The 12,939-nt window shown below is 52.6% G+C and carries 13 protein-coding genes; 7 read left to right on the top strand and 6 right to left on the bottom strand.

Annotated elements, in window-relative coordinates; translation table 11 throughout:
- Positions 1-6 precede the first annotated feature (6 nt).
- Together Q3O59_RS04020 and Q3O59_RS04025 are read right to left on the bottom strand one after the other, a co-directional pair.
- On the bottom strand, positions 7-690 hold the full coding sequence (locus Q3O59_RS04020) for a ChrR family anti-sigma-E factor (protein ID WP_305944339.1): 684 nt from the start codon (positions 688-690) through the stop codon (positions 7-9).
- Complete coding sequence (locus tag Q3O59_RS04025) at positions 674-1,270, bottom strand: sigma-70 family RNA polymerase sigma factor (protein ID WP_305944340.1); 597 nt, start codon at positions 1,268-1,270, stop codon at positions 674-676. Before Q3O59_RS04025 ends, Q3O59_RS04020 begins: the two co-directional genes overlap by 17 nt.
- Positions 1,271-1,507: 237 nt before the next feature.
- On the opposite strand from Q3O59_RS04025, the gene Q3O59_RS04030 reads away from it, so the two are divergent.
- Together Q3O59_RS04030 and Q3O59_RS04035 are read left to right on the top strand one after the other, a co-directional pair.
- A complete protein-coding gene (locus Q3O59_RS04030; protein ID WP_305944341.1) occupies positions 1,508-2,116 on the top strand; it encodes an FMN-dependent NADH-azoreductase in 609 nt (202 codons plus the stop codon).
- A 158-nt stretch (positions 2,117-2,274) separates the two neighbouring features.
- The gene (locus Q3O59_RS04035) at positions 2,275-4,755 is read left to right on the top strand and encodes a S9 family peptidase (protein ID WP_305944342.1); all 2,481 of its coding nucleotides are present in this window, start codon (positions 2,275-2,277) and stop codon (positions 4,753-4,755) included.
- A gap of 56 nt (positions 4,756-4,811) precedes the next feature.
- Here the strand turns inward: Q3O59_RS04035 and Q3O59_RS04040 are convergent, their stop codons facing one another.
- The 3 genes from Q3O59_RS04040 to Q3O59_RS04050 form a co-directional block, all read right to left on the bottom strand.
- The gene (locus Q3O59_RS04040; RefSeq protein ID WP_305944343.1) at positions 4,812-5,405 is read right to left on the bottom strand and encodes a DUF5610 domain-containing protein; all 594 of its coding nucleotides are present in this window, start codon (positions 5,403-5,405) and stop codon (positions 4,812-4,814) included.
- A gap of 75 nt (positions 5,406-5,480) precedes the next feature.
- Positions 5,481-6,806: an MATE family efflux transporter DinF gene (gene dinF, locus Q3O59_RS04045; RefSeq protein ID WP_305944344.1), complete on the bottom strand. Its 1,326-nt coding sequence runs from the start codon at positions 6,804-6,806 to the stop codon at positions 5,481-5,483.
- A 214-nt stretch (positions 6,807-7,020) separates the two neighbouring features.
- Positions 7,021-7,644, bottom strand: coding sequence for a DUF4136 domain-containing protein (locus Q3O59_RS04050; RefSeq protein WP_305944345.1), 624 nt, complete (start codon positions 7,642-7,644; stop codon positions 7,021-7,023).
- A gap of 364 nt (positions 7,645-8,008) precedes the next feature.
- On the opposite strand from Q3O59_RS04050, the gene Q3O59_RS04055 reads away from it, so the two are divergent.
- Both Q3O59_RS04055 and Q3O59_RS04060 read left to right on the top strand, forming a co-directional pair.
- Entirely contained in the window at positions 8,009-8,569 is a 561-nt protein-coding gene (locus Q3O59_RS04055) for a TMEM165/GDT1 family protein (protein ID WP_305944346.1), read from the top strand.
- A 10-nt stretch (positions 8,570-8,579) separates the two neighbouring features.
- On the top strand, positions 8,580-9,056 hold the full coding sequence (locus Q3O59_RS04060) for a GNAT family N-acetyltransferase (RefSeq protein ID WP_305944347.1): 477 nt from the start codon (positions 8,580-8,582) through the stop codon (positions 9,054-9,056).
- On the opposite strand, the gene Q3O59_RS04065 is transcribed toward Q3O59_RS04060, so the two are convergent.
- The gene (locus Q3O59_RS04065) at positions 9,053-9,481 is read right to left on the bottom strand and encodes an Lrp/AsnC family transcriptional regulator (RefSeq protein WP_305944348.1); all 429 of its coding nucleotides are present in this window, start codon (positions 9,479-9,481) and stop codon (positions 9,053-9,055) included. The genes Q3O59_RS04060 and Q3O59_RS04065 overlap by 4 nt on opposite strands.
- Positions 9,482-9,638: 157 nt before the next feature.
- Here Q3O59_RS04065 and Q3O59_RS04070 point away from each other — a divergent pair, with 157 nt between their 5' ends.
- The 3 genes from Q3O59_RS04070 (at position 9,639) to Q3O59_RS04080 (ending at position 12,776) form a co-directional block, all read left to right on the top strand.
- A complete protein-coding gene (locus tag Q3O59_RS04070) occupies positions 9,639-10,847 on the top strand; it encodes an aspartate aminotransferase family protein (RefSeq protein ID WP_305944349.1) in 1,209 nt (402 codons plus the stop codon).
- A gap of 6 nt (positions 10,848-10,853) precedes the next feature.
- Positions 10,854-11,891: an arginine N-succinyltransferase gene (astA, locus tag Q3O59_RS04075; RefSeq protein ID WP_305944350.1), complete on the top strand. Its 1,038-nt coding sequence runs from the start codon at positions 10,854-10,856 to the stop codon at positions 11,889-11,891.
- A gap of 81 nt (positions 11,892-11,972) precedes the next feature.
- Positions 11,973-12,776, top strand: coding sequence for a DUF1338 domain-containing protein (locus tag Q3O59_RS04080; protein WP_305944351.1), 804 nt, complete (start codon positions 11,973-11,975; stop codon positions 12,774-12,776).
- The last annotated feature ends 163 nt before the right edge of the window (positions 12,777-12,939 follow it).

The raw sequence follows: 12,939 nt of genomic DNA on the forward strand, positions 1-12,939 counted from the left end.
TGTTGATTAGTAAAACAAGTGCTGCAAGGGGTTCAGCAAGCGGGTGATGCCCTTATTAAACTGCAGCGGTGCACTGAGCACCGACAGGCACAGGCAGTCTTCATCGGGCAAGGTACGCGGCGTATGGGTATCGTCTGGGGTGTTGATCAGCAAGTCGCCGACGCCATAGCTGCCTTGTTCATCCACAATTTGACCACTAAGCACCAAAGTGATTTCCAGCCCTTTGTGGGTATGCTGCGGAATGGCGGTATCTTTGTCGATGTAGAGCAAAGACACATGACGTTTATCACCAGCCGGAAGCTTGTTGGTGGCAATACTGCCAAGCTGGGTCCACTTGGTCTGCTGCTTTACCAGTCGAGCCAGAGCTCTGGGCACGGTAAAGGTTTTGTCCTTCAACTGGACTTGAACATGAGTTGCTTGCTTGGTTGTGGTGGCGGATGGCTCGAGTGGCGCCTCGGCCAGAATATCGGCCAGCATGCCATCAAAATCAGTGCTGTCCATCGAACTGGTCGGCGCTGTCAGCTCCAGCTGCAAGCCCTGCTCCGCCGTTAAATCCTGGCAGAGTTGTTGGCAATGCGGGCACAAGTCAATATGGGCAGCGACTGCAAGAGCAATGTCTGCTTCCAGCGTGCCTTCAATGTACTGTTCCAGTAACGGAATGCCCGGATGATGTTTAACTGCGTGTGTCATCGAGTGCCTCTCTCAAACGATCCAGCGCCAGACGAATTCGGGATTTGACGGTGCCCAGTGGGATCGCCAGCTCATCCGATACTTCCTGATGCGACTTTTCTTCTAAATACACCTTAACCATCACCAGACGCTGTGCCTCAGGCAGTCGTTCGAAGTGTGGAGCCAATTTTTCAGTCATCAGCACGGTATCCCACTGATGACTGCCGGAATCTTCCAATTCCGGGTAGTTGCCGTCGTACCAAAGATCGTCGGCACTGATGTCGTCTTTGCGACTTTGCTTTTTGCGCAACATATCAAAGCGAACATTGCGCGCTATGGTAAAAATCCAGGTCGATGCACAGCCCCGGCTAGGATCAAATAGGCGGGCTTTGCGCCAGACATTCAGCATGGTGTCCTGCACCATTTCCAATGCCTGCTGCTCATTGCCAAACATTTTCATGCCAAAGGCTTTTAGCCTGGGCGCAAAATAGCGGAACAGCTCCGAGTAGGCAGCTTTATCCTGATGAACTGCGACGTAGCCAAGCGCATCTTCCCATTGGCCGGTGCGAACGTTAGCCGTGGTCTCATCCTTTGGTAACATGGTAGGCTCTGTTGATGAAGTCGTACTTCCATCATGCCTTTGAACATATGCCGAGTTCAACATCATTTGTAATTTCCAGGTTGTGTTGCATCGTCATGGTTGTCGTTGTGCCTTATACGGCCAGAAAACGCCATTGGGTTTATCTCATTTTTTAGAATGATTATGGCGATTAAATGCGATTTTCATTCTGTTTTATTCCTTTATCATTGCCACATAGCCTAAATAGGAGACAACACGATGAAAACTGTATTGGTGATTGAAAGTTCCATTAGCGGTAAAGCCGGAAAATCCAGCCAACTGGTGGCCTCTTTTTTAGCAACCTTGCCGTCTGGGGTGCAGCTGGATAGGTTGGACCTGAATGCAGAGCCACTGCCACACTTGGAAATGAATGAAATTGCGGCCTGGATGACGCCGGAAGAAGAGCGTACTTTGCAGCAAGCCGCTTTGGCGCGTCACTCCGATGATTTGATTGCACGCTTTAAGCAAGCAGATGCCATTGTGCTGGGGGTGCCAATGTACAATTTTGGCATTCCATCGCAGTTGAAGGCGTTGCTGGATAGGGTTGCCCGTGCCGGTGTTACCTTCAAGTACACCGAACAAGGTCCGGTTGGCTTGCTGGATGCGAAGCCTGTGGTGGTCTTTGCGACTCGTGGTGGCTTGTATCAGGGCACTGCAGCCGACAGCCAAACCCCATTCTTACAGCAATTTTTCAACTTCATTGGCTTGAGTGAGCAGCACTTTATCTATGCCGAGGGCTTGAATCTGGGCGAAGAAGCGGCAACCAAAGCACTGGAAAAAGCGGAGCATCGCCTTGCTGAAGTCAGTCGTGAGTTGGTCGCGGCTTAATCTTTCTGTCAGTTTGCAACAGTCGTCGTCTGCTGGCGTCTGACTGTTGCGATTAAACCTGTTTCTTCCCCTCTTAGTCCTGCTTTGCTTGCATCCAGACGGTAGCCTTTGTATAAAGGCGCATAGTCCATACGTCTAACAACCAAAAAAGTACCACTATGAAACCATTATCGATTTCCTTGCTGGCCATGGCGCTGGCCGGTGCCTCGCTGCTGGCTGCGCCTGTGCAGGCCAAGTCAGAACCCAGAACCTACGCTGTTGAAACCATTCAGTTGGATCCGGTTTATCCGGGCGATGCCAGCATTCGCTTGACCATGGAGCAGATTATGGCGCACCCAGACTGGCTGGGACGTCAGGCGGAAAATGAGTTCTGGTCGGCCGACAGCCAGTTCATTTATTACCAGCGCAAACGTGAAGGTAGTGAGCTTCGCGATTGGTATCGTCGCTCAATTCACGACAGCAGCCGGGACAACGGCGAGCAGGTGCCTTTGGCCGAGCTGCATCAAATGGGAGCGGCCAACGCTGTATACTCCAGCGATGGCCGGCTGCAGGCTTATATTTTTCAGGGCAATCTGTTTGTCCATGACAGCGAAAGTGGTGCCATCCGTCAGTTGACCCGTACCCAGGATGCGCAGCGCGATCCACAGTTTCTGACCGATGGTCGTCTGGCTTACCGCACCGGTTGGCAGTATTTTGCGGTTGACCCGCAGACGGGTCTGACCGAGCAATTGTTCAGTATCCGAACCGAAGATGCACCGAAAGCACCGGCCGTGCCTGCAAGCTATCTGGCACAAGAGCAGCACAAGCTGATCGATTTTATTGCGTTGCAACACCGCAACCAGCAAGAGCGCCATCAGCAAGAGCAAACCCTGAAACAACAAAACCCGGCGATGCCGCCGCAAAGCATTTACGTTGGCCGCAACAAGCACATTGTTGATGCCAGCTTGTCGCCGCAGGGCAACTACCTGCTGGTGGCCGTTCGTGAGCAGCAAAGCAGCAACGATCGCGACATCATGCCCAATTACATCACGCCAAGTGGTGACATCATTGCCGAGTCGGTTCGGGCCCGCGTGCATGATTTCAAACCTTTGCCGCAGGAGTTGATCCTGGTTGACTTAAGCGATGGCAAGCAGCAAGTGCTCAGTTACAGCCGTTTGCCTGGCTACAACGAAGACGTGCTGAAAGATGTGAAAGCCGAGAATGCCCGGGCTCGTGGTGAGCGTTACCGCAGTGAAAAAATCATTCGCGATATTGGGCTGATGACTGATTGGTACTGGACTCAAAGTGCCATGCGCTGGAATGCGCAGGGCACCGAAGTGGCTGTGATGCTGAAAGCCTTTGACAACAAGGACCGCTGGCTGGCTACAGTCGACTTTGCCAACAAACGGTTGGTGCCACAGCACCGGTTGCACGATCCGGCCTGGGTCAATTACGCGTTCAATGATTTTGGCTGGCTGCCTGCCGGCGATACCATCTACTTCCTGTCGGAAGAAAGTGGTTTTTCCCACCTCTATACCAAGCAACTGGATCAGCGCCGGCCACAAAAGCGGACCGAAGGCACTTTTGAAGTTGCCAACCCGGTCCTGACCCGCGATGGCCGTTTTGTCTACTTTAAAGGCAACCGCAATCACCCAGGCCAGTACGATGTCTTTCGGTTGCAGCTTAGCAACAACAGCTTGCAGCAAGTGACCCAGTTGCCAGGTGCCGTTGACTTTCAATTGTCTCCGGATGAAAGCCGCTTGTTGTTGCGTTACTCCAACAACCTGAAACCGCATGAGCTGTATGTCACGTCAGCCGAGCCTGCGGCTGAGGTTCAGCGCCTGACTTATACCATTTCCGATGCCTTCAAAGCCTTGCCATTGCAAGCACCTAAGATTGTGCCTGTGCCATCAAGTCATCAGGCCGATCCTATCTACTCCAAGCTGTATTTACCGGAAAACCACGGCCAGGGCGAGCGCCACCGAGCGGTGATCTTTAACCACGGTGCCGGCTACCTGCAAAACAGCGATCTGGGCTGGTCGGTGTATTTCCGCGAGTTCTTGTTCCACAATTTGTTGGCGCAGCATGGCTACGTGGTGCTGGATATGGATTATCGGGCATCGAAAGGCTATGGCCGTGACTGGCGCACCGCCATTTACCGGCAAATGGGCACGCCGGAAGTGGAAGATCTGGTGGATGGCGTCAACTGGATGGTGGAGAACGCTCATGTTGATCGCAACCGGGTTGGTACTTACGGTGGCTCCTACGGCGGTTTTATGACTTTTATGGCCATGTTTAACGAGCCGGAACTGTTCCGAGCTGGCGCCGCTCTGCGCCCGGTTAGCGACTGGGCCTATTACAATCACCCGTACACCAGCAATATCCTGAACACGCCGGACATTGATCCCATTGCTTATGAACGCAGTTCGCCGATTTACTTTGCAGAAGGCTTGCGTTACCCGCTGCTGATCAGTGCGCCTATGGTCGATCGTAATGTATTCTTCCAGGATGTGGTGCGGTTGGTACAGCGCTTTATAGAGCTGGAAATCCCACATTTTGAAACGGCGATTTATCCGGTCGAAGATCACGGTTATGTCCAGCCCAGCAGCTGGCTGGATCAATACCGCCGTATCTTTAAGTTGTTTGAAGACAATTTATAAATTGTGAAGGTATGACCATGAAAAACCGGGCTCGTTGGCCCGGTTTTTTTTGGCTGCTAAACCGCGGGTTTATCGTTGCTTTCTTTCTGCATCAACTCTTCCATCCGCTCACGGAATTGTGCCAGGCCTTTCAGTACATAGTCGTAGGTGGCATCGACATTGCTTTCAATCTCACCTTCGTACACATTCAGGCCTTTTAAAATGTCTTTGGCTTCGCTAAAGCCCTGATCGATGGCACCGCCAATGATCTTTAAGAAGCTGTCCAGCCGCTCTTGCTCATCCATATCCGGTGTCATTTTTTCATAGCGGCCATAAAACTTGGTGGCAAAGCTAACAATGCGCTCGGCGGTTGCTTCTGGTGAAACATCAATACCGGAGTCGTAGGTTTTCTGGGCGGCATTTTCGCCCAGTACCGGCTCCAGCTCTTTGTTGATGGCCTCCAGCGCGGTTTTGTACAGCAAGCGAAGACTTTCGCTGTTGGCTTTCAAACTGACCTGCTCGTTGGCTGCCAAAATAGCTGCATTCTGGGCATTCTTGGCTGTTTCTTTGGCAGCGCGATCCGCAACGGCTTTATCCAGTTCGGATTTAGGGGCTGCCTCTTGCTTGCTGCTGGTCTCGGCAGCTTTGGGGGGGATAGGTGCAATTGCCATAATCAGTGCCTCGTGTTTCAAATGCAGTATAGCTTATCCAGGTTGTCGGCTGAAAATTGCACAACTTGAATTTTTTTAATGGTTCACTAAGAAATGAGCGCCGCCACGATGCAAAGGCCAGCCAAGCGTCAGGCCCCGCAGCAGCATAAAGAGTGACAGCGCCAGCCAGAGTGCATGGTTATCCAGTCCCTGCAGCAAAGCGTAGCAGAGCACAAAACCAGCAAAGGACAGCAGCATGCTTTTGCGCATGGCCCTGGCTTTGGTCGCACCAATGTAGATGCCATCCAGCAGGTAGCTCCAGACCGCAATCAGCGGCAAGCCATAGAGCCAGGGCAAGAACAGACTGGCTTGTTGCCGAACCTCTTCAATGCTGGTTAACAGCGTAATCAGGGTAGGACCACCCAGCCAGAACAGGCCGCTAAAGCCAAGACCCAACACCAGGCCCCAGCCTGCCAATAGTCGGAACAGGGTGTTTAGCTCGGATGGATCACGGGCACCAACGGCTTTGCCCGTTAAGGCTTCGGCGGCATAGGCAAAACCGTCCAGCGCGTAGGACACCAGCATCAGGAAGGTTATCAGCACCGCATTGGCTGCGACGATGGTATCGCCATAACTGGCACCTCGAAAGGCAATGAACACAAAGACGCATTGCAGGCAAAGGCTGCGAATAAAAATATCACGGTTGAGGGCAAACAGCCGTGGGTAGCCAGTCAGTTGCTTGAGTTGTAGCAGGCTAAAGGGAGGAAGTTGATGCTGCTGCCATAGTTTTCGGACCAGCAGTAAGGCCAGCAGCAGAGTGCTGTAATCGGCCAAAACGGAGGCAGCCGCAACACCGGCCACTTTCCAGCCAAAGCCAAGCACAAACAACAGATCCAGCACAATGTTCAGGCTTTGATTCCAGATCAGCAGCATCATCGGGTAACGGGCATTGTGCAAGCCCAGAAACCAGCCAAGCAGCACCATATTAAGCAGGGCAGCGGGGGCACTCCAGATGCGGATCTGAAAATAAATGCCTGCTTGTTCCAACACTTCGTTGCTGGCCTGACTAACCAGCTGCACCAGCGGCATCACCAAAGGGTGCAACAGCAACAGCAGCAAGGCCAGGCCGGTTGCCACCAGCATCCCTTGCAACAAGGCATCACGCTGAGCATCCTGCTGCTTGGCCCCCAGCGCCTGAGCCGTGAGCCCTGTGGTGCTCATGCGCAAAAAGCCCAGCAATAGAAAGACCAGGCTGATTAAACTGCTGCCAAGGGCGACCCCGCCTAAATACCAGGCATGCTCCAAATGGCCTACTACGGCGGTATCTACCAAAGAGAGCAAGGGGATGGTCAGGTTGGAGGCGATCATTGGCAAAGCGATCAGCAGCACCTGTTTTTGTTTGGTGTGGCGAAAGTTCAGCAAAGGGGTGGCATCGTCATTAAGCTGTCATTAAGGCCTGACATACTAGCACAGCCTGTCGAAAGAGGGGTGTTTGTTCCTCCTGTGCGAGTGCGGGTTGGTATCGGTCTGTGCTGGACCTGATGCAACCTGAATTCCTTTACCGGCCATATTGGCCGGTTTTTTTTAGCCACAAAAAAAGCAGCCCGCAGGCTGCTTTCATCCAGCTCTGACTGACTCAGGGCTGTCGGGTTGGAAAACGTTGAAAAATTAAAGCCACGGTTTCATCCACTGCTTGCTTTGGATTTTTCAGCGCGTCGCGGGTCAGACGGCCTTCTTGCACCCCTTGCCAAATCAGGCGGTTTTGGGCGGCATCGACCAAATCAATGCGCACAGTGCCTTGTTTGTAGTGCACGGTTTCGATATCCGACTGATAGATGGGAAAACCCAGGTGCCAAGCCGAGCGGTAGCCATAACGGCCAAAACCAACGTTGGCACGGAAGGGGCTGCTGCGGATATCGGTTCTGTCTTCGGTGATGGAGGCAAAATTCAGCAGCAGTTGTGGCTCTTCAGCCTGGTAACGGTAACCCAAAGCTTCCATTTCACGACGCAAAGCAGATTTGAAGTGATCGGTCAGCAGGCTTTGGTACTCGGCAGTATTGGTTTCTGGATTCTCAAAAAAGCCAAAAGTCTGGTACTGGGCAAAGTTCACATCCCGGGCATAGTCAATACGCGGTTCTGGCTTGCTGGCACAGCCCGTCAGGATAAGCAGGGCCAATACTAAACAAAAAGTTGAGACAGCCAGGCGAAGCTGTGATTTCTGCGCAGAGACTGCCTGAGTAGCACTTACTGAATTGGACATGATCAACTCCTGAAACGCATTCAATAGCTTAAGGCGTGTTAGCCCTAGTATATGAGACAAAAACAAGAATGGTTTAGTTCTAGCCTTCATTAAAGATTAACAGACTACAACTGAACCTGTGCTTAATCCAGCAAAAGACGCACTTGCATCTCTATTTTCAACGAGATACAATCCGCACCGCGCTTGGGGGAGTAATCGGCCAGCTCATCTTGACTGGCGTTGTTGTCAACATCCTTGTGCCTCAATGCACATGGCAACAACATTTGCAGCCGCACTGCAAACTGATGAGACCTGAGACATGCCACAGACCCATAGCGGGAGTCTGTCGCGTGTCTTTGGTTGAAGTTCCCGCTGAGTCGTTCCCATGGATGCTTTTCTTGCTTCATTCACCGCAGTCGCTATTGCCGAGATTGGCGATAAAACCCAGCTTCTGTCTTTATTTCTGGCTGCTCGTTTTCGTTCCAAATTAGCCATTATCGCCGGTATTCTGGTGGCTACCTTGTTAAATCATGCGGCTTCAGCCTGGCTTGGGGTTTGGGTGGCGCAGTTTATTCCCGAAGGCTGGCAGGGCTGGTTGCTGGGTGGTTCTTTTATTGTGGTCGCACTCTGGCTGCTTATTCCCGATAAAGACGACAGTGAGGATACCGGTGTGCTCAAATTCGGTGCCTTTATGGCCAGCTGCATTTTGTTCTTTTTGGCTGAAATTGGCGATAAAACTCAGATTGCCACCGTGATCCTGGCGGCCACCTTCGAGGACGCTATCTGGATGGTGATTTGGGGTACTACCTTTGGTATGCTGGCCGCCAATGTGCCTGTGGTGTATGCCGGCAGCTGGCTGATGGAGAAAATTTCGCTCGATTGGGCCCGCCGCACTGCCTGCGCCATTTTTATGTTGTTGGGTGTGATCACCATTATCAGTTATTAGGACGGTTGAAATGGATGTAAAAGCGGTAAATTATCGGGATCCAGAGCAAGCCAGGGCACTGGTTGCATTGCTTAATGCCTATGCGCTGGACCCAATGGGGGGCGGCGAGCCCTTGGCGGATGAGGTGCAGGCTCATCTGGCCGAGCGGCTGGCTGAGCGCAGCGATACCTTTAGCTTTATCGCCTATATCGATGGGGTGCCAGCCGGTTTGGTGAATTGCGTGGAAAACTTTTCCACCTTTGCAGCCAAGCCCATTATGAACATTCACGACATTGCGGTGCTGCCAGCCTATCGCGGCCAGGGACTGAGTACTGCATTACTGCAGGCGGTGGAGCAACTGGCCCGGGCCCGCAATTGCTGCAAGCTGACATTGGAAGTGTTGGAAGGCAATACCGTGGCCAAAGCCAGCTACCAAAAGTTTGGCTTTGCTGGCTATCAGCTGGATCCTGCCATGGGGCAGGCGGTGTTCTGGCAGAAAAAGCTTTAACGCTTAAATTTGGTTTCCAAAATCACCGAGGAGTTGGTTCTTTCCACCCCTTCCAGATTGCCAATATCGTCCAGGATATGGCTCAGCTGCTCGGTATTCTGTGCTTGCACCACAGCGATTAAATCGTATTCGCCACTGATGGCATAGAGCGCTGCGACCTGCGGCATGTGCTTAAGCTCCAGGTTGGTGCGGGCGGTGAGCTTTTGTTTCACTTTAATTGAGACATGGGCGGCCACCTGCTCGGCCAGATAACGGCTGCCCAACTCCACGGTATAGCCCTGAATCACCCCTTGTTGTTCCAGCCGTTGCAGCCGATTCTGGATGGTGGTGCGCGATACCTGCAGCGCCCGCGCCAGATCCGACACACTGGCTCTGCCGTTGGTGCGCAGGATGGCCAGCAGCTGTTCATCGTCCGAACTTATCATTTCGACACCTTTATTGGTCAAATCGAATAAATAACTTTCAATAGTGTACAGAATGATACTGCAAAATGGCAGTCATGACGATTACACTAAGTTATCTTAATTTCGGTGGTATCTTTTCTCCGGTTCCCTGCCGACAATCCATTCAGTGAGGTTTTTCATGCAACAGGTAAACAGAGCACTATTCGATGAAGTGATGGTTCCAAACTATGCTCCGGCTCAGATGATTCCGGTGAAGGGCGAAGGTTCACGGGTTTGGGATCAGCAGGGCAAGGAGTACATCGATTTTGCCGGTGGTATTGCGGTGAACTGTTTGGGACATTGCCATCCGGCGCTGGTGTCTGCGTTAAAAGAGCAGGGTGAAAAGCTGTGGCATTTGTCCAATGTGCTGACCAACGAGCCTGCCTTGTTGCTGGCTAAAGCCTTGGTCGATGCTACCTTTGCCGAGAAAGTTTACTTTGCCAACTCCGGTGCTGAAGCCAATGAAGCCGCGCTGAAACTGGCTCGTCGTTTTGCTAAAGATCAGTTTGGTGAGCACAAAGATCAAATTATTGCTTTTAAACAAGGCTTCCATGGCCGTACTTTCTTTACGGTCACTGTCGGTGGTCAGCCAGCCTACTCCGATGGTTTTGGCCCTAAGCCGGAAGCCATTGAGCATGCCGAGTTTAACAACATCGACAGCTTAAAAGCCTTAATCTCTGATCGCACCTGTGCGGTGATGGTTGAACCGTTGCAAGGCGAGGGTGGGGTTGTACCCGCCGATGTTGAATTCATGCAGCAAGTGCGGGCGCTGTGCGATAAGCACCAGGCCTTGCTGATTTTTGATGAAGTACAAACCGGCGTCGGTCGTACCGGTGAGCTTTATGCCTACATGGGGTTAGGGGTAACGCCGGATATCCTGACCACGGCCAAAGCTCTGGGGGGCGGCTTCCCGATTGGCGCTATGTTAACCACCACCGCCATTGCCAAGCATCTGGTCCCAGGTACCCATGGTTCGACCTATGGTGGCAACCCGCTGGCTTGCGCTGTGGCTCTAGCGGCACTGAATACTGTCAACCAGCCGGAAGTGTTGGCTGGCGTAAAAGCCAAAGAGCAGCTGTTTCGTGATGGTTTGTCTCAGATCAATGAAAAATACCAGGTGTTCGATACCATTCGCGGCCAGGGCTTGCTGCTGGGTGCCGTGCTGAACGCCGATTATGCCGGCAAGGCACGCGATTTTATGGTGGCGGCTGCCGAAGAAGGCCTGATGGCGCTGGTGGCCGGTGCCAATGTGGTGCGTTTTACGCCGTCACTGGTGATCCCGGATGCCGATATCCGTGAAGGTCTGGTACGCTTTGAGCGTGCAGTTGCCAAAATCGTGCAGGGTTAAACACGCATGTTGGTGATTCGCCCTATTCAGAGCAGTGATTTTGCCGCGCTGCGCCACATTGCCGAAGAGTCTGGTGCTGGCTTTACCTCCTTGCCGGTCAACGACGGTCGGCTGCAGCAAAAGATTGTGCACTCTGAAGCCAGTTTTGCGCAGCAGGTCGAGCAGCCGGGTCAGCAGGGCTATTTGTTTGTGCTGGAGGATACTGCGACTGGCGATATTGTCGGTACTACCGGTATTGAAGCGGCAGTTGGGCTTGAGACACCACTCTATCATTTTCAACAAAACAGGGTGATGCATCACTCGGCCGAGCTGAATGTGCTAAATCAGCTGAAAACGCTGACACTTTGCAACGATTACACCGGTGCTTCAGAGATTTGCACGCTGTTCTTGCGTCAGAGCTACCGCAAAGGCTACACCGGGCGTTTTCTGTCCAAAGTGCGCTTTTTGTTTATGGCCGAACATCCGCAGCGTTTCGCGGATACGGTGATTGCCGAAATGCGCGGTGTTTCAGATGGCAATGGCCAGCCGCCATTTTGGGGCTGGTTGCAAAAGCTGTTTTTAACCATTGATTTTCCAACTGCCGATCACTTGATTGGGGTGGGGAAAAAAGCCTTTATCGCCGAGCTGATGCCGCGGCATCCGATTTACGTGGGGTTGTTGCCAGAAGAAGCGCAGCAGGTGATTGGTCAGGTGCATCAGCAAACCAAACCGGCGCTGAAAATGTTGCAGCAAGAAGGCTTTGTCCATCGTGGTTATGTCGATTTGTTCGATGCTGGCCCCACCATCGAAGCCAGGCTGAGTCAGATCCATTCGGTGGCCAGCAGCCTGAAAGTGCCGGTTCGGTTGGTAGAGCAGCTGGATCACGGCCAGATGCTGGCCATCAGCAATACCGGTACCCAAGGCTTTCGTGCCAGCTTCAGCGACCAGGCTCGCTTTGATGAACACGAAGGCGTCTTGTTGCTGAAGCCTGAGCTGGCTGATGCACTGCAACTTAGCGAAGGCGAGCTGGCCCGCTTTATTGTACTGGAAAAAGGCCGTCGTTAAGCCGGTATTGATTGATATCAAATTTGTTATACTAGCTGCCCCGCTGGGGCATCCTGGAAGTTAAGAAGTAAGGTGAGCGTCATGCATAGCAACGTCAATGAGCTGTTCGAAAATTTGTGGCAGAACTACCTGGAAGTAACGCCTTCTGCCAAGCGTGTCCATCAGCTGCTGGGAAGCTCGCAGCAGGCAGACATCATCAATGACCATATCGCCTTACGGACCTTCAACCTGGAAAAAATCGGGTTGGAAAAGCTGGCCGCGCATTTCAAAGCGGTGGGCTACCAAGAGTGTGGCGAGTACCATTTTGAAGCGAAAAAGCTCTATGCCAAGCATTTTGAGCACCCGGATCGCAATCAGCCGAAGGTCTTTATCTCCGAGCTGTTGCTGGAGCAGTGCTCTGAAAATCTGCAGCGTATTGTCACTGAGCTGGTTGCCCAGATCCCGGACGATGCGGTGACTGCCGATAACTTCTTGTACTCCGGTACCCATTGGTCAATGGATCATGCCACCTACGAAGCCCTGCTGGCAGAAAGCGAGTACGCGGCCTGGATGGCGGCCTGGGGCTTCCGTGCCAACCACTTTACCGTCAGTGTCAATGCGCTGGAAAACTTCGAGACGCTGGAGCAGGTCAATCAGGCACTGAAAGACGGTGGCTTTCTGCTCAATACTTCGGGCGGCGAAATCAAAGGCAGCAAAGAGGTGTTGCTGGAGCAATCCTCCACCCTGGCTGATCTGATTACCCTGCCGTTCAGCGATGGCCCGGCCACTATTCCTAGCTGTTTCTACGAGTTTGCCCGTCGCTACGAAGTGGCGCCAGGCATGCTGTACACCGGCTTTGTTGCGGCATCTGCCGATAAAATCTTTGAGAGCACCAACGCCCGTTAAACCTCAGGCGTACAAGCTATCCTGCCACGCCGGGTGATCCATCACCCGGCGTTTTTCGTTCTGTTGTTCAGCTATACCCAAGTAACCTCAAGATACGGACTTCAGCGGGAGATAAAAGCGCTTTAGGCAAGGCAGTTGTTGGAAGCTTTGGTGGTTCCAAATC

It is taken from the genome of Alkalimonas delamerensis (assembly GCF_030717955.1).
Classification (GTDB): domain Bacteria; phylum Pseudomonadota; class Gammaproteobacteria; order Enterobacterales; family Alteromonadaceae; genus Alkalimonas; species Alkalimonas delamerensis.

Coding starts and splice junctions, on each gene's coding strand:
- Q3O59_RS04065 (WP_305944348.1), bottom strand. CDS start 9,481: ATGATAAGTTCGGACGATGAACAGCTGCTGGCCATCCTGCGCACCAAC.
- Q3O59_RS04060 (WP_305944347.1), top strand. CDS start 8,580: ATGGATGTAAAAGCGGTAAATTATCGGGATCCAGAGCAAGCCAGGGCA.
- Q3O59_RS04080 (WP_305944351.1), top strand. CDS start 11,973: ATGCATAGCAACGTCAATGAGCTGTTCGAAAATTTGTGGCAGAACTAC.
- Q3O59_RS04020 (WP_305944339.1), bottom strand. CDS start 690: ATGACACACGCAGTTAAACATCATCCGGGCATTCCGTTACTGGAACAG.
- Q3O59_RS04050 (WP_305944345.1), bottom strand. CDS start 7,644: ATGTCCAATTCAGTAAGTGCTACTCAGGCAGTCTCTGCGCAGAAATCA.
- Q3O59_RS04040 (WP_305944343.1), bottom strand. CDS start 5,405: ATGGCAATTGCACCTATCCCCCCCAAAGCTGCCGAGACCAGCAGCAAG.
- Q3O59_RS04035 (WP_305944342.1), top strand. CDS start 2,275: ATGAAACCATTATCGATTTCCTTGCTGGCCATGGCGCTGGCCGGTGCC.
- astA (WP_305944350.1), top strand. CDS start 10,854: ATGTTGGTGATTCGCCCTATTCAGAGCAGTGATTTTGCCGCGCTGCGC.
- Q3O59_RS04070 (WP_305944349.1), top strand. CDS start 9,639: ATGCAACAGGTAAACAGAGCACTATTCGATGAAGTGATGGTTCCAAAC.
- Q3O59_RS04030 (WP_305944341.1), top strand. CDS start 1,508: ATGAAAACTGTATTGGTGATTGAAAGTTCCATTAGCGGTAAAGCCGGA.
- Q3O59_RS04025 (WP_305944340.1), bottom strand. CDS start 1,270: ATGTTACCAAAGGATGAGACCACGGCTAACGTTCGCACCGGCCAATGG.
- Q3O59_RS04055 (WP_305944346.1), top strand. CDS start 8,009: ATGGATGCTTTTCTTGCTTCATTCACCGCAGTCGCTATTGCCGAGATT.